This is a genomic window from Pseudoalteromonas sp. NBT06-2 (genome assembly GCF_002276045.1).
Taxonomy (GTDB): domain Bacteria; phylum Pseudomonadota; class Gammaproteobacteria; order Enterobacterales; family Alteromonadaceae; genus Pseudoalteromonas.
On the sequence record NZ_NQMR01000110.1, the window covers coordinates 1 to 26,070 of the forward strand.

Here is a 26,070-nt window from a genome sequence, read left to right on the forward strand (position 1 = left end):
AAACAACATGGGTGGTTTATGATAAACATCCATGCTGAATCATCACGACTTAATTATTTATTTGTAAAGTTACTCGCAGGTATACGTTGCATTACCAATTCTGGATCTAACCTGACTTGTTTCCAATTTAATCGCCAATCTAAATGGGGTCCAGTTACTCTGCCAGTCGCACCAATTTTTGCGATTTTATCACCTGTTTTAATTTCTTGACCGAGTTTAGCTGTTACTTTACTTAAATGAATATAAGTCGATGTAATACCATAACCGTGATCTATGATCAGTGTACCTCCAGAATAATAAAGATCAGGGTTTGAAAATATAACTTTACCCGGTAAAGGAGAAAATATTTGAGTGCCCGTTTTATTTGCAATATCTAATCCAAAATGAGGTCTTTTTGGTGTACCGTTAAAGTACCTTTGACTGCCATAAACTCCTGATATTCTCCCCTGTGCAGGTCGATAAACAGGCTCTAAGAAATCAACTCTATCAGATAGTTTATTTCTTGCTTCCCTAACGGCTTTAGCTTCTGCCTTTGTTCTTTTTAAAACTGACTTTGGCGGTGATACATATTTTTTTGCAATTCCTTCAATTTTATCAATTTTATAGTCACGCTTAGTTATAAGAAAAGGCTTTGTATGGTGAGTCCCAGTGTTATCTTTCCAAGATAGAACATGGTCTAATTTAGCATCTCTACCAAAGCCAAAAACAAATAATCCACTATTACCAAGTTTAAGTTTTTGTCCATTGAGATAAACTAATTTAGCTTTAGGAAGTTGGCCAATGACCATACCACCTTGAATTAAATTTCCTTTAAGCTCAAGGGCATTAACAGGTGAATTTATTAACAAGGCTATCAAAAATAAAATATTTTTTATCATGCTTGATTATACCTTAGGAATTAAAATTTGAGATTAAGAGTAAGCAATGGCGCCCTTACCCACACCTTCAAAGGCAATCACTTGATATTGAGATTCATTATTTGATTTTTTAAGTTCATCAGCTACATACTGGGCTATACATTCAACTGTTGTATCAACAGGTAAAACTTCACAGTCAACTTTGCTTATGCTTAATTCAAAATAACCTTGTGTTGCTTCATAGGAGAAATTATATGACTCTTTAACTGGTTTTATAAATTTAAGAAAATGAGCATCGATTAAATCTTCTTTACTACCTAAATATATATCTTGCCATCTTAGTGCCCATTCTTTTTGTAACCGGATGCTTTTCATCTCATTTTCAAAAATACCAATAGTTGATCTGTGCCCATGTACGATTCTCTGACAATTGCCATCATGTTTTTTTAGGCCATGGCTATAGTGATAATAAAATCCATTAATATCTTCAGCTCTCACCACCAGTTCAATTTTTGTTATATTACTTGGCATTTTTGGCATTATTTGAGCAATCAAATAATCTGAAATGGCTTGTTCAGTAATTTTATTATTGTTAAGCATACAAAAAGCTTGTGCAGGACCACTAATATGAATTGTTTTATTATTCGCATAATCAAAACTCACATTTGTTTGAGAATTTTTTTCTAATACTTCAACTTTTGCTTGTTGTGGTAAAGCTAATTTATGATCTAAGGTATCATCAATAATTTTTTTAATTTGTTTTTTCACTAAACCAAAATCTAAAATCATAGATTCGTCATTTAAATTACCGTGTAAAAACATATCAACAATCCAACTTTCGCCAACAGTACCTCTTTGATCGCATAAATAGGAAAAATCAATAACAGTAAGGTCGTTTACAAAAAGGATCATGGCTTGCCTATTTACTTAATTATTTAAATGAAAATTATTCAGCGTACATTATAATTGTTTCAAGGCTGATAAATACAGCTAAAACTATTCTTTTTAGTGTTTTTTATCAAAAAACAACTGTTCGGAGTTGTTAAGCTTACAACTGTTAGCTAAAGTATCGTCAATTTTATTGAACAAGTGAAAGAAGCAGATAATGGAACAACAAAATAGTTTTACAAAAGAAGAACTGATCCAATGTGGTAATGGAGAATTATTTGGTGAAGGCAATTGTCGTTTACCAAGTGACAACATGCTTATGATGGACCGTATCATTGAAATCAATGATGACGGTGGCGAACATGGAAAAGGTGTTATCATCGCAGAACTAGATATCGATCCTTCACTATGGTTCTTTGATTGTCACTTTAAAGGTGATCCTGTTATGCCTGGTTGTCTTGGGCTTGATGCGATGTGGCAATTAGTTGGTTTCTTCTTAGGTTGGTCAGGTGGTCCTGGTGCCGGCCGTGCTTTAGGTGTTGGTGAAGTTAAATTCACAGGCCAAATTTTACCTACAAATAAAAAAGTAACTTATCACTTAAATATGAAACGCGTAATTAAACGTAAATTATTTATGGGCCTTGCAGATGGTACAGTTTCAGTAGATGGTCGCGTAATTTATGAAGCAAAAGATTTAAAAGTTGGTTTATTCCAAGATACAACTAATTTCTAAATTTAATAATAAATATAACTCCCTTTCGGAGCGTTTACACTTTTTTATTTACAGGAATCAAAAATGTCCCTTTCGGGACATTTTCTCCAATTCTTTACGTTTAAATTTTTTAAATTAGACTTTAAACATGTTACGACTTTCTATGGCTTCTCGCCAACCTCCGAGCCACTGAGATCTTGGGTCTAAACTTTGATACGGACACATTTCTTTTGATCGTCCAGCTAAACCCGCTTTAAAGCCTTGAGTATGAGCTCTCTCAAGACGATCTCTTTTCTGTCTCTTCATAGGTAACGTCCTCACCTTATTATTGATATGTGTGATGTTATATACATCACTGTTTAACAAATAGTTAATAAATACGTTAAATTCAACAAATAAACTTTACAAAAAACAACAATGATTTTTAATGTGTTGATTATTAAGGAATTTCAATTAAAATTGATTCTTAAATAATAAAGATTATCATTGCGTCTGATTACTAGAAAAACATATATGAGCAGCAAGATCAATGATCTTTTTTATAATTTTTAGAAGTTTTTTTACGTTTTTTTGTAAGTGCTTGCTTCTACAAATAATTCAAAAAGTTCAATTTATTTTCTTTGGATTTTTAGGGTAAAAATTATCAGGTTGGCTTTCACATAAATTAAACTCACGTGTATTTTTATATGGTAATTTCATAAAACCAGCGACACCAACTGATTTAATTTTTACTATATTTTGCATTATTTTTTGTAGTAAGTTTAAAAACTGTGGTTCTTTTGTTTGATCTAGTAACCTGTAATAATGGTGAACTTTTAATCTATCTGGTAAAGATTCAAAAATAATACATCCTGTATGGTGTATTTGATTTAATGCAAAGACACACTTCAATACTTCTTTCGGTAATTTAAGTTGCTCATCGGGATCATTTCCATCTTCAAAGTAAGAATGCGGTCTGTTAAGTTCATTTAGTTGAACTGCACTCATAACTTGATATTCAAGTTCTGGAATTTTTTCATACACAAAGTTGCCATGCATATTTTTCTCTATTTGAATTGTCTTCCTTGCATCAAATAAACAACATTTAAATAAACCTTGCTGTTGTATTCCTTGTGCGAGTTTAACTGTATTGTTAATTGCTGAGGAAAAAGAATGATAAAGCTCTTTTTTATGTAAAATTAAACTAGATTCTATGAATAATTGCTTTTCCTTCCAATGAAAACTCAACCCTCCTACAACAGGGAACTTAGCTAAGCGACTAATAGATGCTAAAAATGCTTTCTCTGTATCCCCGGTATCAAATAAAAATTCTCTATAATATCGATCCAGTTGTGCGTCATTTACATCCAATAGTGCTTGTTTTTTATCTGCTATTCTTAAAAATGATTTTCGGGAGCTATAAACAACAGTATCCGGTAAATCTGTAAGTTCATTATGCCAAAATGGAATTGAAGACTTGATTTCATTATTTTCAATTTCTGGTAAATAGAGTTTTGCCATTTTTGGCATGTTTTTCATAAAATAATCACCCGCTTTATCACGTACGGTTTTATCCTTTGATAACATACCATCGATTACTTTTGCTAACTCCATGGGCAAGCCTAAACTGGTAGCTGGGATCACTTGCGCGCCAAAGCGGCAGGACTGTGCAGATGCTAATGCATAGAGTGTAGAGGCTACACCTTGTTCATCAAATCTAGGGGAAGATTTTGCACCTTCCATTTGCTCATCACCTATAAAATAAACATCTCCCATACGTGCATTAGAACGCTGCATATCAGAAGACATTAAGTCCATTATATTGGTTGCAATTGTATTACCAAAACCATCTTCTTGGGCAAAAACTGATGATCCCCAATCAACAAGTGAAAGCTTATCGTGATTATCTAGCCATACTAAGTTAGAAGGCTTTACATCACCATGTACTATCGGACACAGAGACATCCCTTGTTTATTTTCTCTTAAATCAAGTAATACATTTCTGAGTTTTAGCGCAAGATCAGTGATAAATCTAGCTGACATTTTGCCTTTTATTAATGACACTTGCTCAAGATTTATACCTGGTGCTCTTGCCATCATAAGTATGCCTTGCTTTTTTATTCTTTCGAACGCAAAAAACTTTGGCACGAGTGGATTATCAACTTGAGATAGCATATATGCTTCATCTTCAAGACGATCTCTTACACTTTGCGCTAATGTTATTCTTGAAAATTTAAATACCCATTGACTATTAGGAATTGTATGAACATCAGTTCCAGAAAATACAAAACCAAATGCACCTGAACCAATTTCTTCAACATCTTTATAACCCAAAAGTTCAAGTTGCTTAATACAAATCTTTAGCCATTGTTTGTGTTTTTTAGCATCTGAATGAGAAAGTAAATATATTGATTGTTCTTCATTTATATAAAAATTATGGATTTTTTTCTTTTCAAGCATTAAATATCAGTTTTTAATTTAAGAAATAAATAAGACAGTTTTCACTGCCTTTACATAAATACAGCACTAAGATTGGTATCTATAACCATGTTACTTAAAAATGCATGTTTCAGAGCTATCTAAGTGAGCACAATTCAAGGCGTTTTGATGCTGGGTTTATGCTGGGTTTTTAATTTTGATAAGGCAACAACCATTATCTTCAATTAATGCCTTACCTAAATCCTATTTAATTCTCGCTGAAATCGCGCATTTTGAGGTATCATGGGTATTGACTAACTACGTATTAGATTATCACCTTGTCCAATCCACTTATAAGTCGTTAATGCATCTAATCCCATAGGGCCTCTAGCATGTAATTTTTGCGTAGAAACAGCAACTTCTGCACCTAAGCCAAATTGTGAACCATCACTAAAACGTGTGCTTGCATTAACATAAACAACAGCCGAGTTTACTGACATTACAAAGAGATCTGCATTTTTAATATTTTGCGTTAATATGCTATCAGAATGTGCTGTAGAGTGAGTTCGAATGTGTAAAATAGCATCTTCAACTGTATCTACAATTTTAATGCCAAGCGTTAAACTTAGCCATTCTGTGTCATAATCATCGATTTGGATTGGCGCAATACGTTTATCAATAGAGATACTATCAGAGCATCCTTTTAAGAAAACATCTTTTTTTCCTAAGGAGACGACTAATTTTGGAATAAATTCAGCAGCAATTTCATTATGAACAAGTAAAGTATCTAAAGCATTACACACACTAGGACGTTGTACTTTAGCATTTTCGATTACTTCTAATGCTTTAGTTTGATCTGCACTGGAATCCACAAAAAGATGACATATGCCAATACCACCTGTGATCACTGGAATAGTGCTATTTTCAATACATACTTGTTGTAGTTTTTGACCACCTCTTGGTATGATCATATCTACATACTTATCCATTTTTAATAGTTCGAGTACAAGGGATCTATTAGGATCTTCAATTAATTGAACGCAGTTTTCATTAAAACCAACTGATACAAGCGCTTTAGTAATTAATTTGACTAAAGTGATATTAGAATTTAGCGTTTCTTTACCGCCACGTAAAATACACGCATTGCCTGTTTTTAAAGTCAAGCTCACAATATCTATGGTTACATTTGGTCTTGCTTCATAAATTACGCCTATCACACCTAAAGGTACTTTTCGCTTTTTAAGAAAAAGCCCACTTTCAAGTTGTTTACCATCAAATTCAGCGCCTACAGGATCATCGAGTCCAATAACAGTATCTATATCAGCACATATTGTATCTAAACGCTCAGATGTTAGAAGTAACCTATCTAATAGAGACTCATTAAGGCCGTTACTTTTACCCGTATTCATATCTAACTCATTAGCAGATAAAATGATGTCTTTATTATCTAAAATATGTTTTTTTATTGCTGATAGTGCAGTATTTTTTTGTATTGTTGAAGCTTTTAATAAATCAAAACTAGCTTGTTTTGCGGCTTCAGCTATATTTTTTAACATTGTACGATCCTGTTGAATAGGTCTAAATTAATCTTATAAAGCGTCAACAACAACTAAGTCGTCTCTGTGAATGATTGCAGTTCCATTTATGAAACCAAGCTTGCTTTTAATTTCTTCTGAATGAAGGCCTTTAATTTTAAGGAGATCTGTTGAGCTATAACAAGTTATGCCTCTGGCAATGATGTCGTTATTAGTATTTTTGATTTCTATTAATGAAGATGAATCAAACTCCCCATTAATACTTAAAATCCCTTTAGCTAAAAGACTTGAGCCTGTAGTTAAAAGTGCTTTTTGAGCACCGTCATCTACTATTAAGCTACCTGAGCTTGCAGGACCAGTCAAGAGCCACTGTTTTCTTCCTTCAACAATGTCATTCATTACTTTAAAACGTGTACCTACAGGTTTGTTATTAACCAAATCAGTGATGACATTAGGCTCTCGACCTTTAGCTATAATCACTTCAACACCTGAACGTGTGGCAATTTCTGCCGCTTGTAATTTTGTTGCCATACCGCCAGTCCCAACCTTACTACCGCTACCACCTGCTATTGATTTTAATTTATCATCAATCTTATTAACTGTAGATATAAGCTCTGCGTCTTTGTTTTTTCTGGGATCACTTGAAAACAAACCTGGTTGATCTGTTAATAAATATAATTCATCTGCTTTAGCTAATATAGCCGTTAATGCTGATAAATTGTCATTGTCACCCACTTTTATTTCTTCAATACAAACGGCATCATTTTCATTCACTATGGGTAAAATATTATGATTGATAAGAGAATTTAAAGTATGTTTGGCGCGTAAATACCTTTCTCTATCTTCTAAATCAGCACGAGTCAAAAGCATTTGACCTACAGGGATATTGTAAAGGTTAAATAATATTTGCCATGTTTGAATGAGATTGCTTTGACCCACAGCTGCCAGTACATCTTTATCATAATCTAAATGCGAGCTGTGCTTAGCAAGCTGTGATCTACCTGCGGCTATTGCGCCACTTGATACTAATATTATTTTATGGCCTAGTTCCATCATCATGGAGCATTGTCTTACAAGTTCTACCATGTGACGTGTATCAAGGTGATAGCCATTACCCGTCAACACACTCGTACCTAGTTTAACGACTACCGTTTTGTTATTTTTCATCTTTTAGAATTAGTTAATGACTTGGTTAAATACTATAACACTGTGAATGTGAAAAATAATATGATCATTTCTCATATTGCATAGATAAAGAGAACAAAAATTAAATTTATATAAATATTATTTGGTAATAATTACTCTTGATAATAAAAAACCGGAGCAAACTCCGGTTTAATTCATTTGATAATAATTAACCTTTAAGTAAAGCTGAAGCTTTAAGTATTCCTGGATAATCACTTTGCGGTAAAATCTTAGCTAAAGCTTCGAGCTTAGTTCCAAGTTTTTCATTGCTGGAAGCTGAAATATTAATATGCCCCATCTTACGACCCGGTTTTTGGCTTTTTCCATACCAATGACTCAACACTTCTGAAGTATTGAGTACTTGAGTAGGAATTGATGATTGGCCTAATACGTTGATCATTGCTGATGGACGTAAAAGTTCAGTACTTCCTAATGGTAAACCACATACAGCACGCATATGATTTTCAAATTGACTAGAAGCACAGCCTTGTTGTGTCCAATGTCCAGAGTTATGAACGCGTGGTGCAATTTCATTAACCATTAATGTGCCATTCACATCAAAAAACTCAATTGCTAATACACCAACATAGTCCATTTTAGTTGCCAGTTTTTTAAAGGCTAACTCACCTTGTGATTGAATTTTTTCACAAAGCTCTCTAGCGATAGATAATGTTAATACACCATTAGTGTGTTCATTCTCTGTTACTGGGTAAATTGCCATATTACCATATTTATCACGGGCACCTATTACAGATACTTCACGACAAAATGGAATCATTTTCTCAGCAATAACCGTATGGGGCTGATTCGTTGACCCAGTCGCAATAAAATCAGTCATTTCTGACCATATTTGATCTATTTGTTCATCTGATTTTAAACGCCACTGACCTTTTCCATCATAGCCTGCTTGGCAAGTTTTAATTACTAAAGGCCTTCCTAAAGTAGCAACAGCTTCAATTAAGTGTGATTTTTCAGAAATAAGTTTATATGGAGCACAAGGTATATTTACTTCGTCTAATAAAGCTTTTTCAATTGCACGGTCGCCGCCAGTTTTAATTGCCTGTTTACCAGGATAAAACTTACCACTTTTACAACATAGCTCTAACACATCATCTGGAATGTGCTCAAATTCAGCCGTTATTACATCGACATCGTCAACACTTGTCTGTAAGTCTTGCTCATATATTTCACCAGTAAGTGGATGAATTATATTTTCAGTCCCAACATCATAAGCTTTCACGATTAAATCTAATGGCGCACCAGCTAAACTCATCATGCGCGCTAATTGCCCTGATCCTAAAACCAGTATCTTCATGCTATTCGCCTTGAGGATTTGGATTATCTAAAATTGTATCTGTTTGTTTTTTGCGGAAAGCTTCAATCTTCGCGAAGATTTCAGGGTTTTGACAACCTAAAATTTGAGCCGCAAGTAAACCTGCATTTGCAGCACCCGGTTCGCCAATAGCAAGTGTACCTACAGCAACACCTTTTGGCATCTGACAAATTGAAAGTAATGAATCAACGCCGTTTAAAGCTTTAGATTTCACTGGAACACCCAATACAGGAAGACTAGTAAACGCAGCTGCCATACCAGGTAAATGCGCAGCACCACCAGCACCAGCGATAATGACTTTAATACCACGATCTGCAGCAGAACTTGCATAATCACATAATAGCTGAGGTGTACGGTGCGCAGAAACAACCTTTGTTTCGTAAGCTATACCAAAACTTTCTAACATATCCGCTGCATGTTGCATTGTTGGCCAGTCTGATTTTGACCCCATTATAATACCTACTGTCATTCTATGCTCCTCAAAAATACTCAACCATCAAATACCCAAGGTTGATATGTGATATAATTTAATTTATGGTTCTATTTTAGTACTACATTTTGATGTTCAGATGTACTATTTGCACAATAAAAATATTATCCTTCAATACCTTGTGAAGTTAAGTACTCTTCATAAGTGCCTCTAAAATCAATAATCTTACCGTCTTTGATTTCCCAAATACGTGTTGCAAGAGATGATACAAATATTCTGTCATGACTTACGAAAAATAATGTACCTTCATATTTTTCAAGGGCAGTATTTAAAGACTCGATTGATTCCATATCCATGTGATTTGTAGGTTCATCCATTAATAAGATATTATGTTTATGCATCATTAATTTACCAAATAGCATACGACCTTGCTCACCACCTGATATTACATTTACAGACTTTGAAATTTCATTTTGCGAAAATAATAAACGACCTAAGTAACCACGAACAACTTGTTCATCATCACCTTCTTGCTGCCATTGTTCCATCCACTGAAATAAATTTTGGTCTTTTTCGAAATCTTCAGCATGGTCTTGTGCGTAATAACCAATATTAGCATTGTCAGACCATCTAAAAGCACCAGAGGTAGGTGATTTTTTACTCGCTAAAGTATTTAAGAGTGTTGTTTTACCTGCACCATTTTGTCCAATGATAGCAATACGTTCACCCACTTCAACTAAACCATCAAGACCTGAAAATAATTCTTCATCATAGCCTTGTGTTAAGTTATCTAACTCTAGTGCGTTTCTAAATAAAGGTTTTTCTTGCTCAAAGCGTAAAAATGGATTTTGACGGCTAGATGCTTTAACTTCAGCTAATTCAATTTTATCTAATTGTTTTGCTCGTGATGTTGCTTGCTTGGCTTTAGAAGCATTTGCAGAAAAACGTGCAACAAATGATTGTAAATCAGCTATCTGAGTCTTTTTCTTGGCATTATCAGATAATAACTGTTCGCGAGCTTGGTTTGCTGCAAACATATATTCATCATAGTTACCTGGGAATAAACGTAACTCACCATAATCTATATCAGCCATATGTGTACAAACCGAGTTTAAGAAGTGACGGTCATGAGAAATGATGATCATAGTACAGTTACGTTGTTTTAATACTTCTTCTAACCAACTGATAGAGTGAATATCTAAGTTATTTGTTGGTTCATCAAGTAACATGATGTCTGGATCTGAGAATAAGACTTGTGTTAAGAGCACTCGGAGTTTACGCCCAGGTGCGATTTCTGACATTAACCCGTAATGCATATCTTCTGGAATACCCACACCAGATAATAATTCAGCTGCTTTAGACTCAGCTGAATACCCATCCATTTCAGCAAATTCAGATTCAAGATCGGCGACTTTCATACCATCTTCTTCACTCATTTCTGGTAAAGAATAAATACGGTCACGTTCTTGTTTAACTTCCCATAGCTCTTTGTGGCCCATGATCACAGTATCAATTACACTATATTCTTCATATGCAAATTGATCCTGGTTAAGTTTAGCTACTCTTTCATTAGGATCTGTATTTACATTACCTGCTGATGGCTCCAGTTCACCACTTAAAATTTTCATGAATGTAGATTTACCACAGCCATTTGCACCGATTAAACCATAACGATTACCTTCGCCAAATTTAACTGATATATTTTCAAACAAAGGCTTAGCGCCAAATTGCATGGTAATGTTATTCGCTGTGATCATAAGTATAATTTTTCTCAATTCTTTAATTTCGCGGGATTATATCAGAAAATATAACAAGGGTTTATTATATTTATCACGTTTCCTTTTTTCACCCAGAGCAAGATTATTACAAATTGAATCTATGGAATAATTTTCGTTTAGATCAAGGTATAGTAATTACCTTGGTCATTTAATATATGTCGCTTTTAACTCAGGTATTGCAAGGTATGACACTAGAGCACCGATCAGTTTAAAATATAGTCACCAGCGAGAGTGGAAATTTTAGCCTCGCCCGCAGGTAATGGCCAAAAATCACACATGCTACGTTGTATCAGCTAGAAATAGCCCACTATTCCATTCACTAATACGCCTTGCCTGTGTGATTTTTGGACCATTCTGGTGTTCGTATTTTAAACTAATCGGTGCTCTAGGCTCGTGTCATTTGTCGATTAGCAGCAGATGAATAGAGTGTGCATTTAAATATTGGATATCATCACAATATTATAATTTTTTTGCGTAACAAATAGTTGCTTTTCATGTTCATTATTTATTGGTGTGTACCACTATATTAAATTACCCCCTAAACCTGTATAGTCAAACGAATATGGATATAACAGGGGCACATATATATGGAACCATTGAAGCAAGCTGATAATTACGACAAAATAGCCAATCATTGGGTAAGTGAAAATTTTAATCGTGATAATGGAATTGAACAGCATAAACGTGCGCTACAACTTGTAAAGAAAAAAGAAAAAGCAATTGATGTTGGTTGTGGCAGCAGTGGCCGTATAATCGATGTATTATTGAATGATGGTTTTATCGTAGAAGCTCTAGATTTATCAATTGAAATGCTTAACATTGCTCGACAAAGTCACCCTGATGTTCAATTTTATCATGCTGATATTTGTAAGTGGGACTTTCCTAAAAAGTATGATTTTATTTCAGCATGGGACAGTGTTTGGCATGCTCCATTAGAAGAGCAAGAAAATATACTCAAGAAACTTTGTAATGCTTTAACACCTAAAGGCGTTCTAATTTATACAAGTGGTGCGGTGGATGAACCTGGCGATGGAAGTAATGAATTTCTTGGACAAATACTCGACTATGCAGCGATAGGTATACCCAAACCACTTCAAGATGCAGGATTCAGTTGGAATTAGAAATGCTTTAGGCAAGGCATTGATTGAAGAACATGGTTATTCCCTTTTCAAAATCAATAACGCTGCATAAAGTATTTATAAACCAACCTTACAGGGACTTCTGAGCAATTCATGCTCGTTGTTGCCTGCATGGATGTAGGTACTAGAGCAATGCAGGAGCATATTGCCGGTCCATCTTTTTTTAAGGGAGTAACCATTAATGCAAAGATGCGCCTAGATCATGAATTGCTCAGCAGTCCTGAACCTCACATCTTGAAGTGGCTTGGGTATATACCTGCAATTTTAGAAATTATTAATGAATGCAATTGTATTTGCAGACATTTGGAAAACGATGATTGGCCTAATAGCCATTTATATTTGATCATTCAGAGTAAAGATGCCTAATCGGATAGTCGGAGTTCTCTAACCTCAAACCCTGTCTCTTTGAATACATTTTTGAGGGAGTCGCTAATTAGGTTGCACGGATCAGAGGAAACGTTTACTTATCTGCCGATAAAGTCAGGTGGCCTAATTGTAAAACATGGTATTAAAAAGTGACGAATAAAATATAAACTGGTCTAAAAACAATGACTGCTATTTGACTGGGCTATCTACTATCAAATCCGAAAAAAGAACAATAGAGTTTGCGGAGATAGAGAAATAGAGAAATACATGCATGTCTTGCTAGGCTTGAGTCCTTTTGTTAAACAACACAAGTTAGTCTCCAAAAACGATCTTATTCTTTGCAAGCCGACATATAAGCAAAGCAATTGATGCAAAGGTGCTAAACAATATGCGCCTAAAGTTGTAAATGCTTATTATAGTAGCCATCGTAATTTGTAAACTTAAACGCTAATATTTAATTCTTTATTGATAAATAATTCAATTTATACATTATTTTTTATTTATAGATTTTCTAAATTGGCTTGGCGTTTGATGATAGTGTTTTTTAAAAATCTGATTAAAACTGGATTTTGAATTAAACCCACAATCATAAGCAATAGTAACTAAGTTATCTGTGACAGGTCGCGTTTTAATTGCTTCGACAACTGCAGCTATACGGTAATGATTTATTAATTCATAAAAATTCCCTAACGTGTGCTAATGAGTGTATTAACATTTAACGGTATGGCTTCAGCGGTCGCAATTGGTTCAATAATCGCAATTACAGTAATGAGCGCAACATATGCTTTAACAAGTAAATAATAAGGATTAAATAATTTGATTAAACTAAATACCAAACTTCAACCCTAAAACACCGCTAATTAGCGGTGTTTTTGTTTTAGCTGAGTATTAATTCGTGTTTAAAGCATATAAGAAATAATAAAATAAAAAGACTTAATTTTATCCTTTCCTAGTTCTTATAAGCTGTAGCAGCATTAATCTGTTACTTGCCACATTAGTCACATGAATAGTCTGTTTGTTCAGTAATATCTACTGGCACACTATCCTTTTGCTCATCTTCACCTAGAGTTTGCGTACGATAAGCGATAGATTGAGGTATATTAGTTTGGTTTAACATTACTCTTACGACATAGTTATCATTAGGATTATTATCAATCTCTATCAATACCTGTTGTAGCTCAGCATTTGTATTTATTACTGCACCACGACCCCCAACCATATCGACTATCTTTTCATAGCTCCATTTATTCAGTTTGTTATAGTCATATACATCATTTTGTTGTGGCCGTGTTTCATAATGAACCTTATCATCTCCTGTACGAAATGGATTTGGATTTACTAACATTTGCTCAATGCCATAAATACCGTTATCTAACACAAATACTACATTATTAGTGTTGTAATAATTATGTCCAGATACCGCCTGACAAGTTTCTTGGAATGCACCATCACCAACAAATACTAATGGTCGTTTTGCAGGTTTTGCAAACTTAACGCCCAGTGAGGCAGGAACTGAATAACCAATAGATAGCCAAGCTGCGGCACTCACAAATCCATCTGAGTGATTAATTTTTAAGTTTTGAGCGCCTAGTAATGGAAATCCGGCATCAACCACAACACAGTGTTCTTCGCGTAAGTAATGGTCTATTCCACTAAAGAAACTATCGTAAGTGAGTTGCTGGGCACATCCTGCAGGTACACTTTGCATTAATGGACTCATGGTAGATTGGTGGCGTTTAAATTCAATGTTAGAAATTTGTGCACTTAACAGATCGATAAAGTCTTCTAATATAACATTGGGAAAGTACTGTGTGCTAACCTCATTTCCATCGCTATCAATATGATGGCCCACTTTGACGCCTTCGTTGTTAGCCATTACCATACCTGTTGACCATGACGAAGTACCACCAAGATTTTTACTGGTATTCCATACTCCTAGAGCAATTCTGCAACCTGCGTTATCAAACAAGTCTCTGGTACTTTGCGGAGTTGCTTTACCATTGTATACACCGCGAAACATTTCATGGCTTTCAGGCAAAACAGATTTAGCTAATATGCTGGTCATAAATGGCGTATTAGTTTGTTCAATCAATGACTGAAATTTTTGCTGTAGTTGCTTGCGTTGAATTTCAATGCCTCCCCATAATATTGGGTTACCGCGCTGTTTAATCAAATCTATTGTGGCGGCAACAGCTTTTTGTGTTTCATCGACCTCTCCTATATGAGGCTGTAGTTCAATTTTATTACAAGGTGCATTACATTTTTTACGCCAGACATCCTCGTAAAATTCTAAATATCCTGGACGACCTTCTGAAATGATAGCAGTAAGTACAGCATCAATTTTCGCAGGTGCTTGTGATGCATTTTTAATTTGCTCTGCTGCAACTGTGACTGAGCGATAAGCATCAATATTACTTTTTTCATCTCCAGTCATATGAGAATAAAGTAAACCTTCTACCCGTTGGCGTTTTTGATCTGAATAAGTAGGCGCACCATTAAGTACTAATACTCTATTATGTTCAACAAAAGAGCCTGCCACTGGGTTAAGTAAACTAAATGCTCCTACGCCATAAGTAACGCAAACTGGCGCTATTTTACCACTCATTCTGGCATAACCATCGGCACAATGACCGGCATTTATTTCATTAGTATTTCCTGAGATCTTAATTGTAGATTCAGGATCTTCTGATATTGTATTTAACAAGGCGGCGCTGTAATTACCTGCAACACCAAATATGTGTTCGCAACCCAGTTCTTCAAGTCTAATTTTAAGGTATTGTGCAACTGTTACTTGATCTGTGCTCATAATTTCATCTCCTGTAAAAGACAATTCTTGTTGATATTCAGCAAGAATTGTCTTGACGGTATGTAAGGTATAGTACGAAGAAAAAAACGTGTATTATGACAAAACTGGCAGAGGATTTTCGTTTGCTAATAATGCAGCATTCAATGCAGATTCAATGGCACCTTCAATCCAAGCATGCTTTAAAGATGCATGTTCACCAGCAAAATGTGCTATACCATCCCATTCACTAGAGATTATTGATTTGTGAAATAATTTTAGCTGTCCAGGATAATAAATAGCTGCTTCACCAAAGGCATACGGGTTTTTCATCCAACTAACACTTGCTGCACCTACAATATTATCTTGATCGTCGGCATATTTAGCTGGTTCAAAAACACATAAGTCTTTAATTTTTTTCTGGGCTATTAAACGTTCTTCATAACTGGCATCTGCACTATGAATAGCATGTGTAACAGCTACATTTTCTAGCGCATAGCAATAGCGATCGTAATGTGACATTGGGTCCCATTTTTGTGCATCATCGGCCCAAGCATAACTCACCAACATAACACCGCCTCCCGTTGAGCCCATGCGTTCACTCGGATAATACATATAGCGATTTATCAAATCTGTATTTGAGCCACCACCATAAATATCATTTTCAGTTTCCCAAAAGCGCTCTCTAAACTCTAGTAAAACTTTAGTCGCGGCATCATAATGTAACTCACGAATTGCTTGGCGTTTACGTTGGCTAAATTCGGGCCAAATATGCACAGTTCTAAAACTGGTAAATGGTATAGTAACAATCACTTCATCCCACTCACGTTCAGCCAATTCATCTGTGATAGCCATATCTTGTTCACGTCGTGGTTCAATAACCTTAGACATTTTGGTCGTAATGCGAACTTTACCTGTTTTATCATCTTTATATAAATTAGTTAAAGTTTGATTGGTCAAGGTTACATTGCTTAAGTCATTTTGTTTATAATAAGCAGTAGAGAATAAATCAGTTCCGCCTTTAATTAACCAAAAAGCAGTGTCAGGTTTTATGATGGCTAATTCTATAAAGCTTTGAATAAATGAGTAAGACATCCGCGAAGCTAGGTTTTCAATAACGCCTATCATTTCAATAGCATTTTCTGAGTAACTCTCATTATTGTGCACATACTCAGTTAAAAAACGGCGCATAGAATATTCGCCGTAAGTATCGATAATATATGGCCAAGCAGTTTTTGGATCTTCATCAACCATTTTGGTTAATGCACCAATGGCGTTGTCTAATAATACGCTAGATTGAGTGTTTTCATTCTCATTGAGGTTAAAATTAAGCATCGCGTTTACATCTGCACCTTCTGCATCGTATTCACCACGCGATACATGCTTGTAATTTACGTGTAAAAAGTTTTTACCTGATGCTGTTGGTAAAATAATATTATCGTTTTCATCGCGATCAGGATTGTCAATTTTATCGGAAGTTGCATCGGCTTTTGATACTGTTTTGTTTAAGAAAATCTGTTTATTAACACCCGTCTGATCAATCAAGAATTGAACCAATTTATGCATATCAGGAATACGCATAGCACCCGCTTCACCTGAAAGGCTTGAATCTTCAAAATAAGTTTTAGCCTCAGTATTACGGAATGTTTTAATTCTGCCGCCAACCCGAGTATTCGCTTCTACTATAGTTACAGTATGACCAGCTTTGCGTAACAAAGTGGCTGATACCATACCAGATATACCACAACCCACAATTAATATATTCTTACATGGGGCTTCGCTTACTGGTAAGCCATTTTCTAAATAGGTTAAATAGGCTTGGCTGATTTGATCTTGATCGAACGGGAGTAATCCATGATATGCATTATCTAAAGTAGCTGTCATTTTTAAATCCTTTTTCATTGTTATATCGTTTTTTAGTTTTATAAAAATCGGGCCGTTCCAATATAGGTACTAAGGATACTCTGGTTTTCAAATAATGCTAATATTATTTATTATATTCTATTACAAGGATGGTATCCTCACTCTTTTAAAAGACAATAAAATGGCCTTTATTCACAACCACATCTAGTAATGATAATGTTTAATCTGTCATCCAAAAAAACGTAATTGCTAAACGTTTATCTCGCTTTTCAGTCCCAAAATAGCCACTGGCACTATGTACCATATTACCTTTAAACAAAATTAATCGATTAAACTTATTTTCAATACTGTGATCCACATACCAAGCATCAGCTGGTAAAGCGTGCGTATGTAATGCATCTACTAAATTAACATATGGATCTTGAACTAAATTACCACCAGCAGCACAATTAGCATATTTTAATCTATAAAATGAAGTTCCAGATTCTTGAGTGGGATTTTGGCTTAAATACAACACTGCACCATATTTACACAATTTACGATTATCAACATGAGGTCGTGCTTTACCTTCTTTTTCGCCAACTAAAATAGCAGTATTTGAATCAACAATGAGCTCATCAGTTTCTACTACCCATATTTTATCTTTATTTATTTTACTTTTAATCCAAGCTTCTATTTTTTCTAGCTCTGCTTTTTTTAGTGCTTTTGCTGCACGCATTCCCGGCCATAATTCATTTGTGTAAGGACTCCCTAGCTTCCAACGTTTTTTCTCTTTGTTCAGGCATCTATTAGTAATTGTAATTGCATCTCTATGACAAAAAAAATCATCAACAATCCAATAATTAACATTAAGCTCAGGTGCTTCGTAAGTTAAAGTAGCCACATTATAAGGAATAGCGAGATCCTTTAATTCTTCAGAATACTTTTCATGCCGCATGCTTTGAACTCGTTAAGTGATTTATCTATTAAATAAAAGCATTTATTCCAATAATAATCAAATTTAAAACTCATAAAGTTAATTTCGTACAGGGTTAAATTTATAATTAAAAAAATTTGTGCTCGATTTAAAGCGCAGCCATATAGTTCACTTATTGTAGATGAGACTTTAGTATTACTCTTTTTAAGCTTTAAATAGACCAATTACTAAGAAACTTTCCACAATTAATACGTTACCATACTTATGAAAAAGTAAGGCCTATGGTATAATTTGACTGACATAATGAGACATCCGCTTTTACATTAAATAACTATCTAACTTATCATCTACTTAAATTATAATAATTAAATACTTATGGCCAAAATAACCTTTACACCTAAATTACTTGAAGACCACTTTACCAAAAATGAATGGAAAAAAGGCACTCGAATTTTAAATGCGAAAGGCATAAAAACCTGCGCCCTTGACGGTGAAATAATTCGTGGTGTGGTTTTTAGTGAGCGTGGTAGAAAGCTGGCCTATGCAACACGTTTAGTTTTTAATATTAAATATAATAGTATCGCCAGTTACTGTGATTGTTATGTCGGTCGTGATTGTAAACATGGAGCAGCCTTGGCGCTTTATTTTATTCATGAACAGTTTAATCATAACAGCACGGCTTCACCTGAAAAAGTGATTGATAAGTGGCTTAATAACTTTAAAGCGCAACCAAATAGGTATCAAATTAATAGTCTACAAAAATCGTTATTGTATTTTTTAAAGCCCAATAGTTATAACGAAGAAGATTATTTTACTTTAGACATTAAATCAACACGACCAAAAAAAAATGGCAGCTGGAGTCGTTCACTTAGCAGTGAATATTCAGCAAGTTCGTTAATTAATAGTCCTTATGCTACTAACGATGATGTTGTAATACTTACAGAACATATACGAACGAATCAATATAGCGATAGCATTAAATATTTTGATTTATTTGAGTGTATTATAAATACTAATCGCTGTTTTTGGCATACAAACTACGACTTAAACGTACCGATAACTTTAGGCAAGCCATTAGATGCAAAATGGCAGTGGTTAACACTTGAAAATAATTTATATACCTTAGAACTGCAATTAATGGAGCCATCGAGCAATATTCAAATAATCAAAGCGCAGCCGCTGTGTTATTATGATAAACAACAAAATTGTATTGGAGAAATAAAAACCAATACACAATGTGACTTTGAAGCTGACTTACTCAACTCTCCTATTTTTGAAGAAGATAAATTACCTTGGGTAATGAATAAACTCTCTTTGTCGTTAGGTGATGCAGTACACCGCTTGCCTAAACCAAAAACACAATTCTCACAAGAATTAACAAAACCAGAAGTGCATTTACACTTTACTACACCAATAAAAACGAATCCTCAAACGGGTTATGTTCAGGTTAGTTTTTCGTATCAAGGTTGTTTAGTTAATCCACATAATGAGCATGTTACGGTTACACCAAAAAACTCAAACGAGGTTAAGCTGTATCGTGATTTAGCCTTTGAAAAAACGGTGATAGATAAACTTACTTCGTTTAAATTTTCAGTTCAGCCAAAAAGTTACACTTATACCAACCAAGGCTATTCAAATATAGATAAGACCGCTGAATTTTCAATGCTGTTGCAAGGTCGTAATTTTTGGTATCACTTGCTACATCAGGAATTACCATTACTTAAAGAATTAGGGTGGAGTATTTCCTTTGCTGATGATTTTTATTATAAAGCACTCTCTACCGATAGTATATTTGATGCCGAAGTTATTGAAACTGATGATCATGATTTTTTCTCATTAGGGTTAAATTTAAGCATTGATAATAAAAAAATGCCTGCGTTCCCTATTCTACTTAGTGCTATTGAGCAATTACCAAAGTCGGCATTACTTGATCGAGATAAAGAACAGCTTATTTCGCCCGACGCCCCAATTTATGTTAACTTAGAAAATGGTGATTTTATTGCCTTGCGTTATGAAAGTGTTCAGCCAATTTTAAAACAGTTTATTGAACTGTTTATGCCTAATGCTTTAAATAAAGATGGCACCCTAGAACTATCACGTTTTCAAGGACATCAAACGCTATCTATATTAGATGATCAAGGACTAATAGCAACAGGCGCAAGTAAGTTAAGAGCTCTAGCTGATAAACTTAAGAACTTTCAACATGTAACCTCTGTTTCTATACCTACAGGTTTAAACGCGACCTTAAGAACGTATCAGCATCAAGGCCTAAACTGGCTGCAGTTTTTACGCGAATATCAATTAAATGGTATTTTAGCTGATGACATGGGTTTAGGTAAAACCATTCAGACCTTGGCACACTTACTAATAGAAAAACAGCAAGGCCGACTTAATACACAGGTATTAATTGTAGCTCCTACTAGCGTTATTTTTAACTGGGCTAATGAAATAGAAAAATTTACCCCGCAACTTTCTTATCAAGTATTACACGGTAGTAAACGTAAACAGCACTTCGCTTGTTTTGAAGAGGTTGATATAATCATTACCAGCTATGCGTTAATTACTAAAGATTTAGAGAATTATAGTGAGCAAAAATTTTATTACCTAATTCTTGATGAAGCACATTACATAAAAAATTCAAAAACCAAATTATACCAAGCGTTTTTAACACTTAAAGCGCAACATAAATTATGCTTAACAGGCACGCCAATGGAAAATCACTTAGGTGAATTTTGGGCTCAATTTAATTTTTTACTGCCAGGGTTTTTAGGTGGACAAAAGCAATTTACAAAATTATTTAGGACCCCAATAGAAAAACATGGAGTCCAAGAAAGAAAACAGTTATTAAATCAACGTATTAAGCCATTTATCCTACGTAGAACCAAAGATAAAATAGCCACTGAACTACCTCCTAAAACTGAAATAATTCAAACCTTACGCATTGAAGGTAAACAAGCTGAGCTCTATGAATCAGTTCGTTTAGCCATGGATACTCGTTTAAAGGACATCATTGCTGAAAAAGGTTTAAAACGGAGTCAAATTGAAGTATTAGATGCGTTATTAAAGCTAAGACAAGTATGTAATCACCCTAAATTATTATCACTTAAAGGGGCTAAAAAAATAAGCCAATCAGCAAAACTTGATCATTTAATGGATACCCTGCCAGAACAAATTGATGAAGGGCGTAAAATTATAATCTTCTCACAATTTACCAGTATGCTTGCCTTAATAGAGGATGAATTGGTTACTGAGGGTATAGATTTTGTTAAATTAACGGGCGCAACCACAAAAAGACAATTAGCGATTGATAAGTTTCAACAAGGTGAAGTACCGATATTTTTAATAAGCTTACGAGCTGGTGGCGTGGGGTTAAACCTAACGGCTGCGGACACCGTTATTCACTTTGATCCTTGGTGGAATCCAGCTGTAGAGAACCAAGCCACAGATAGAGCTTATCGTATTGGTCAAAACAAACCTGTATTTGTTTACAAATATATTATTGAAAATTCAATAGAAGAAAAAATTCAAAAAATACAGCAAAATAAAGCTGAACTCGCAAAGGCATTACTATCTGAAGAAGTCAGTGAAAATAAACTGAGTTTAACCGATGATATATTAATCTCTCTGCTTGAACCGCTAAGCTAGTAGTAAATAATATAAGAAAAATTACCAATCCTGTTATACACAATGCGTCTCAGATAAAAAGTACACAGGATATCTATGCTATATCATTTAAATATTATATAAGTATGACCAAAAGGTAAGACTGATGCATTACCTTTTATAGTTTAATTTTCAAACACTTATAGTGCAAATAAATCTTATCCTTTGTTGTCATAGCAAATACAATGACCCATAGAGGGAAATCATTCAATTTGTAATTGAAGATGGGCGTTCTATTTTTGCATTAAAAAGCCGAAAGCTCACATTTATATGGAATTTCTATCAAGGTTAAGAACGTTTTTCTGAGAAAAGCCATTGTTCGATACGAACTCACGTAGATGAATAATTGATAAAGCATAAAAAAAATTGAATGAAAACTCTAATTACTGTCTACTATTTAGGAGCAAAAATAGGAGATAAAATGAAATTAATTACACAAAAAATTATTTTAAGCTGTGCATTGATTGTAACCGCTAATGTAAGTGCACAAATAAAAGATAACAAACATCTATTACCAATATAAAGCGTAACTTTGCTCAACAAGTCGCATTAGGCTACACTGCTTCGAGTACGATTTATCAAAAAAATATTTCAAATAAAAACTTAGTACTTTCTAGTGATTTAATCAAACATTCCACTCTATCAAAAGATTTGAATTTAAATCAAAAAAATTTTTCAATTAGTCAATTAAAAGGACTAAAGCCGTCTCAAGACAATTTATTACAAATACGCTTAGCTGATAAGTCTATGGTTAAGAAACTTAATGATGGGCAAGAACATCTTTTTGCTTTTGAACCTGCAGGAAATGACAAATATTGGAAAGAAATTGAAGCTTTGATACCCAGGGAAATATACATTTTCTTGATGTAATTGAACTACCTTCACATCCCACATTTATAATTGAATTAGATAGTAAAAAAACTTTAAAATCTGGTTTGAGCATAATGAGAAGCATACTTAAGCCCAAAACATTAGCTGTAAAATCTGAATTTAAAAGTGCAGCAGATCAGCCTATACCCAAACCACTTCAAGATGCAGGATTCAGTTGGAATTAGAAATGCTTTAGGCAAGGCATTGATTGAAGAGCATGGTTATTCCCTTTTCAAAATCAATAACGCTGCATAAAGTATTTATAAACCAACCTTACAGGGACTTCTGAGCAAATAATGCTCGTTGTTGCCTGCATGGATGTAGGTACTAGAGCAATGCAGGAGCATATTGCCGGTCCATCTTTTTTTAAGAGAGTAACCATTAATGCAAAGATGCGCCTAGATCATGAATTGCTCAGCAGTCCTGAATCTCACATCTTGAAGTGGCTTGGGTATATATCTACAAGTGTTATTAAACAAATTAAACTTAAGGATGATAAAGAGCCTTGGATTTCTGGTGATGCTGAAGTCTACGCTATTGTGACTGGAGTAAACCCTTTTAGAGATGAGCCCATTCTTGATATTGTAGATATGCCTTATTTAGACTCTGATGGTAAAGATTACTACCCAAATCAAATCATTATTCATTGGGAAAGATATCGTTGGCAAGCAGCAGATATGATCTTAATGGAACAAGATGATAATACAAATTATAAAACTTTAGCTTCTAAGTTATTAGAGATCGCAGTAGAAGTTATGAAATCTATCCCTGATCCTGAAGTACAAGGTTATGCTATTATCCCTAAGTTTACCAATGATGATGATTACATAGATGTTTATTATACACTATTTGAAAACACAAGTTATTCTGACCATTATGGCGCAAGTGTTAATGCTAAAATTAAATTATTACCTTTAACTATAGATCCAAGATAAATATTTAATCCAAGTGTGCAGTATAATCATGATTTTCTGAGTATTATGATAATGCGCACTTTCAATAGATCAAATTATTTCCTGAGAATGTGTCATGATACTTGAGCAGTGAGGCTACTTAAACTGATTTGAGTTGCTAATAATGAAAGCAAACAATAGTCGACAAAGTAATAAAAAACTTGCTCTACCGATGATAATGTTTAACTAGAAATCAATAAATTCATTTGAAAACCAAACACTACTATCTATTGAGTATTTTCGATTTCTGTATGATTACTAGGTTAAGCAGTTAAAAATATAGCCACTATAGAAGCATCTGTTACAGGGTCGACTATTTACCTGTTTTAGTTACTAGATCATATGTTTTTCTTTCGAAATCTGTATTGCGTTTAATATTGTGTGGCCGTCTAAGACATTTTTCACCAGTGGCAATTACATCATCAGTCGCGCTCTTTAATATTGCCTTGCCTATTAACTACAATTTATAGTTTTGTTTCAATTTTCAATCCAACGAAGGTTATATCATCTGTTGTTTCTTCTTGTCCCTTATAGTCCATATTTATTTGTAATAGTATTTCTTTTTGTTTAGCGAAACTTTTTTTATGGTTATTTAATAAAGTTTCTTTTAATCTACTTTTGCTAAATGGGAAGTTTTTACCTCCGCCATTTTGGTCAATATATCCATCTGTAGTCAGATATATATAACTATCTTTATCTATTATTATCTCATGCTCTTTAAAAATAAAATCAAAATCACTACTTCGATAACCAACAGAGTGCCTATCACCTTTAATTACCTCAATTGCTCCATTTTGAATTAAAAATAAAGGAAGTTCAGCTCCTGAATATTTAATTAAATTTTTATTCTTATTGTATAAAATAATTCCACCGTCAAAACCGGCATTACATTTACTTTTTTCACTTTCTTGATGGAGTAATGTTTTTATCGCTTTATTAAAATAACCTAATATCCAAGCTGGGCTGATTTCAATATTAGGATCTTGATTAATTTTACCTATAACTTGACGTTCTATAGCCTTAACCAGCATAGTCACGAAAGCACCAGGTACACCATGCCCAGTACAATCAATCACCATTAATAAGCATTCGTTTCGTTCTTCAAATTCATTAAATAAATATATATCACCACCAATCACATCTCTTGGTTTCCAAATTGTAAAAAAATCAGAAAAATTATTTTTAAAATAAGCATTGTCTGGCAAAATTGAGTGTTGAATTAATGATGAATAATTTATGCTGTCAGTCGTTTTTTTATGTTCAAGTTCAACCAGCTTTCTAGCCTCTAGAGAAATGTTCATTTCTTCATTCACTTTAACAAGTACTCGATTATACTCAGATGCTATTTGCCCAACTTCAGTATTCGGCTCAACATATACTTGCTCTGAGAAATCTCCGTTATTCTTTTGCATTTCCATGCTATAAAGCAAGTCTAAAATCTCAGTGGATGCGTCATGCTCTGTTACATTTAATCCTTGCACTTCATGCTCTTTGCACACCCTTAAAGCAACAATACCTTTTATTAATAATAGAAAAAAATATGTACCACCAAACGCAAGAATAAAACAAAGTATTGAGCCCATTATTTGAATTAATAATTGTTGTTCAAAGTTTAGACTTGTTCCTAATAAATCACTATTACCAAAAAAGGCGACAGCTAATGTACCCCAAAAACCACACACTCCATGAACAGGCACCGCTCCGACAACATCATCAATTTCAAATTTTTCCAGTATATGACATGAATACAAATACAACCCCCCACCGATAACGCCGATCAGTGCCGCTTGGTAAACTTCAACCGCATGACAACTGGCCGTAATACTTACAAGGCCAGCTAATACACCATTTAAAATATGTGGTACATTGGGCTTTTTCATTAATATCCAGGTTAAAATTAATGTTGTTAAACCACCAAATGCTGCCGCTGTATTCGTATTTAATAATATTTTAGGAACCGCATTATTCATAGCTAGAGTACTACCGGCGTTAAACCCAATCCAGCCAAACCATAGAATAATAACACCTATTGTAGACATAGGAATGCTATGGCCTTGAATAGGAGGTAAACCTTTATTAAACCGACCAATTCGAGGTCCTATAACCATAATAGCAGCCAAAGCTACCCAGCCACCAACCGAGTGAACGACACTAGAACCTGCAAAATCAACAAAACCTTGTTGATTTAACCAACCAACTGTTTCAGCTTCTATCGCACCTCCCCAAGCCATTCGGCCAAAAATAGGATAAACTAAGCAAGAAACAAACACAGCCAGAATTAAATACCCTAAAAAAGAGGCGCGTTCAGAAATTGCACCTGACAATATGGTTGTTGCCGTACCACAAAACATTGCTTGAAAAACAAAAAAACCAAAGAGATTTGCAGAGTTAACTCCATGAAGG

17 protein-coding genes and 3 pseudogenes are annotated in these 26,070 nt (G+C 34.3%); 6 read left to right on the forward strand and 14 right to left on the reverse strand.

Annotation, left to right across the window (positions count from 1 at the left end; all coding sequences use genetic code 11):
• Nucleotides 1–53 precede the first annotated feature (53 nt).
• Together CJF42_RS18345 and CJF42_RS18350 are read right to left on the reverse strand one after the other, a co-directional pair.
• The gene (locus tag CJF42_RS18345) at nucleotides 54–878 is read right to left on the reverse strand and encodes a M23 family metallopeptidase (RefSeq protein WP_095368072.1); all 825 of its coding nucleotides are present in this window, start codon (nucleotides 876–878) and stop codon (nucleotides 54–56) included.
• Nucleotides 879–911: 33 nt separating this feature from the next.
• Nucleotides 912–1,769, reverse strand: a complete 858-nt coding sequence (locus CJF42_RS18350; protein ID WP_095368073.1) for a 6-carboxytetrahydropterin synthase — start codon at nucleotides 1,767–1,769, stop codon at nucleotides 912–914.
• A 193-nt stretch (nucleotides 1,770–1,962) separates the two neighbouring features.
• Here CJF42_RS18350 and fabA point away from each other — a divergent pair, with 193 nt between their 5' ends.
• Nucleotides 1,963–2,478 (forward strand): bifunctional 3-hydroxydecanoyl-ACP dehydratase/trans-2-decenoyl-ACP isomerase, encoded by a 516-nt coding sequence (gene fabA, locus CJF42_RS18355; protein WP_095368074.1) that lies wholly within the window; start codon nucleotides 1,963–1,965, stop codon nucleotides 2,476–2,478.
• 114 nt (nucleotides 2,479–2,592) lie between these two features.
• Here the strand turns inward: fabA and rmf are convergent, their stop codons facing one another.
• The 7 genes from rmf to CJF42_RS18390 form a co-directional block, all read right to left on the reverse strand.
• On the reverse strand, nucleotides 2,593–2,763 hold the full coding sequence (rmf, locus tag CJF42_RS18360) for a ribosome modulation factor (RefSeq protein WP_042144332.1): 171 nt from the start codon (nucleotides 2,761–2,763) through the stop codon (nucleotides 2,593–2,595).
• Nucleotides 2,764–3,063: 300 nt separating this feature from the next.
• Complete coding sequence (locus tag CJF42_RS18365; RefSeq protein WP_095368075.1) at nucleotides 3,064–4,896, reverse strand: protein kinase domain-containing protein; 1,833 nt, start codon at nucleotides 4,894–4,896, stop codon at nucleotides 3,064–3,066.
• Nucleotides 4,897–5,168: 272 nt separating this feature from the next.
• Nucleotides 5,169–6,410, reverse strand: coding sequence for a glutamate-5-semialdehyde dehydrogenase (locus tag CJF42_RS18370; RefSeq protein ID WP_095368076.1), 1,242 nt, complete (start codon nucleotides 6,408–6,410; stop codon nucleotides 5,169–5,171).
• 33 nt (nucleotides 6,411–6,443) lie between these two features.
• Complete coding sequence (gene proB / locus CJF42_RS18375; protein ID WP_095368077.1) at nucleotides 6,444–7,556, reverse strand: glutamate 5-kinase; 1,113 nt, start codon at nucleotides 7,554–7,556, stop codon at nucleotides 6,444–6,446.
• A gap of 187 nt (nucleotides 7,557–7,743) precedes the next feature.
• On the reverse strand, nucleotides 7,744–8,889 hold the full coding sequence (locus tag CJF42_RS18380) for a 5-(carboxyamino)imidazole ribonucleotide synthase (RefSeq protein ID WP_095368078.1): 1,146 nt from the start codon (nucleotides 8,887–8,889) through the stop codon (nucleotides 7,744–7,746).
• Nucleotide 8,890: 1 nt separating this feature from the next.
• Nucleotides 8,891–9,376, reverse strand: coding sequence for a 5-(carboxyamino)imidazole ribonucleotide mutase (gene purE / locus CJF42_RS18385; protein ID WP_095368079.1), 486 nt, complete (start codon nucleotides 9,374–9,376; stop codon nucleotides 8,891–8,893).
• 125 nt (nucleotides 9,377–9,501) lie between these two features.
• Nucleotides 9,502–11,094, reverse strand: a complete 1,593-nt coding sequence (locus CJF42_RS18390; RefSeq protein WP_095368080.1) for an ABC-F family ATPase — start codon at nucleotides 11,092–11,094, stop codon at nucleotides 9,502–9,504.
• 608 nt (nucleotides 11,095–11,702) lie between these two features.
• Here CJF42_RS18390 and CJF42_RS18395 point away from each other — a divergent pair.
• Nucleotides 11,703–12,236: a class I SAM-dependent methyltransferase gene (locus CJF42_RS18395; RefSeq protein ID WP_095368081.1), complete on the forward strand. Its 534-nt coding sequence runs from the start codon at nucleotides 11,703–11,705 to the stop codon at nucleotides 12,234–12,236.
• 111 nt (nucleotides 12,237–12,347) lie between these two features.
• Nucleotides 12,348–12,620: a hypothetical protein gene (locus CJF42_RS28155; RefSeq protein WP_212668833.1), complete on the forward strand. Its 273-nt coding sequence runs from the start codon at nucleotides 12,348–12,350 to the stop codon at nucleotides 12,618–12,620.
• Nucleotides 12,621–13,109: 489 nt separating this feature from the next.
• Here CJF42_RS28155 and CJF42_RS29355 read toward each other — a convergent pair.
• From CJF42_RS29355 to CJF42_RS18425, 4 genes and pseudogenes are all read right to left on the reverse strand, one after another.
• A pseudogene (locus CJF42_RS29355) lies at nucleotides 13,110–13,292 on the reverse strand (helix-turn-helix domain-containing protein); the annotation flags it as partial.
• A 322-nt stretch (nucleotides 13,293–13,614) separates the two neighbouring features.
• On the reverse strand, nucleotides 13,615–15,426 hold the full coding sequence (locus tag CJF42_RS18415; protein WP_095368083.1) for an alpha-keto acid decarboxylase family protein: 1,812 nt from the start codon (nucleotides 15,424–15,426) through the stop codon (nucleotides 13,615–13,617).
• A 93-nt stretch (nucleotides 15,427–15,519) separates the two neighbouring features.
• Nucleotides 15,520–17,286 (reverse strand): flavin monoamine oxidase family protein, encoded by a 1,767-nt coding sequence (locus tag CJF42_RS18420; protein WP_095368084.1) that lies wholly within the window; start codon nucleotides 17,284–17,286, stop codon nucleotides 15,520–15,522.
• Between the two features lie 199 nt (nucleotides 17,287–17,485).
• A complete protein-coding gene (locus tag CJF42_RS18425; RefSeq protein WP_095368085.1) occupies nucleotides 17,486–18,202 on the reverse strand; it encodes a DUF6445 family protein in 717 nt (238 codons plus the stop codon).
• Nucleotides 18,203–18,556: 354 nt separating this feature from the next.
• On the opposite strand from CJF42_RS18425, the gene CJF42_RS18430 reads away from it, so the two are divergent.
• From CJF42_RS18430 to CJF42_RS18450, 3 genes and pseudogenes are all read left to right on the forward strand, one after another.
• The gene (locus tag CJF42_RS18430; protein WP_095368086.1) at nucleotides 18,557–21,826 is read left to right on the forward strand and encodes a DEAD/DEAH box helicase; all 3,270 of its coding nucleotides are present in this window, start codon (nucleotides 18,557–18,559) and stop codon (nucleotides 21,824–21,826) included.
• A gap of 591 nt (nucleotides 21,827–22,417) precedes the next feature.
• Nucleotides 22,418–22,899, forward strand: a pseudogene (locus CJF42_RS29360) (DUF3103 family protein).
• Nucleotides 22,900–23,169: 270 nt separating this feature from the next.
• Nucleotides 23,170–23,649, forward strand: a pseudogene (locus CJF42_RS18450) (DUF3103 family protein); the annotation flags it as partial.
• Between the two features lie 482 nt (nucleotides 23,650–24,131).
• Here CJF42_RS18450 and CJF42_RS18455 read toward each other — a convergent pair.
• A partial coding sequence (locus tag CJF42_RS18455) for a SpoIIE family protein phosphatase (protein ID WP_095368090.1) occupies nucleotides 24,132–26,070 on the reverse strand: 1,939 nt, incomplete at its 5' end.

Excerpts from the sequence above, each read along its gene's own strand:
- purE (WP_095368079.1), bottom strand. The coding sequence starts at position 9,376 with ATGACAGTAGGTATTATAATGGGGTCAAAATCAGACTGGCCAACAATG.
- CJF42_RS18380 (WP_095368078.1), bottom strand. The coding sequence starts at position 8,889 with ATGAAGATACTGGTTTTAGGATCAGGGCAATTAGCGCGCATGATGAGT.
- CJF42_RS28155 (WP_212668833.1), top strand. The coding sequence starts at position 12,348 with ATGCTCGTTGTTGCCTGCATGGATGTAGGTACTAGAGCAATGCAGGAG.
- CJF42_RS18425 (WP_095368085.1), bottom strand. The coding sequence starts at position 18,202 with ATGCGGCATGAAAAGTATTCTGAAGAATTAAAGGATCTCGCTATTCCT.
- rmf (WP_042144332.1), bottom strand. The coding sequence starts at position 2,763 with ATGAAGAGACAGAAAAGAGATCGTCTTGAGAGAGCTCATACTCAAGGC.
- CJF42_RS18430 (WP_095368086.1), top strand. The coding sequence starts at position 18,557 with ATGGCCAAAATAACCTTTACACCTAAATTACTTGAAGACCACTTTACC.
- CJF42_RS18415 (WP_095368083.1), bottom strand. The coding sequence starts at position 15,426 with ATGAGCACAGATCAAGTAACAGTTGCACAATACCTTAAAATTAGACTT.
- CJF42_RS18370 (WP_095368076.1), bottom strand. The coding sequence starts at position 6,410 with ATGTTAAAAAATATAGCTGAAGCCGCAAAACAAGCTAGTTTTGATTTA.
- CJF42_RS18420 (WP_095368084.1), bottom strand. The coding sequence starts at position 17,286 with ATGACAGCTACTTTAGATAATGCATATCATGGATTACTCCCGTTCGAT.
- fabA (WP_095368074.1), top strand. The coding sequence starts at position 1,963 with ATGGAACAACAAAATAGTTTTACAAAAGAAGAACTGATCCAATGTGGT.
- proB (WP_095368077.1), bottom strand. The coding sequence starts at position 7,556 with ATGAAAAATAACAAAACGGTAGTCGTTAAACTAGGTACGAGTGTGTTG.
- CJF42_RS18390 (WP_095368080.1), bottom strand. The coding sequence starts at position 11,094 with ATGATCACAGCGAATAACATTACCATGCAATTTGGCGCTAAGCCTTTG.
- CJF42_RS18345 (WP_095368072.1), bottom strand. The coding sequence starts at position 878 with ATGATAAAAAATATTTTATTTTTGATAGCCTTGTTAATAAATTCACCT.
- CJF42_RS18350 (WP_095368073.1), bottom strand. The coding sequence starts at position 1,769 with ATGATCCTTTTTGTAAACGACCTTACTGTTATTGATTTTTCCTATTTA.
- CJF42_RS18395 (WP_095368081.1), top strand. The coding sequence starts at position 11,703 with ATGGAACCATTGAAGCAAGCTGATAATTACGACAAAATAGCCAATCAT.
- CJF42_RS18365 (WP_095368075.1), bottom strand. The coding sequence starts at position 4,896 with ATGCTTGAAAAGAAAAAAATCCATAATTTTTATATAAATGAAGAACAA.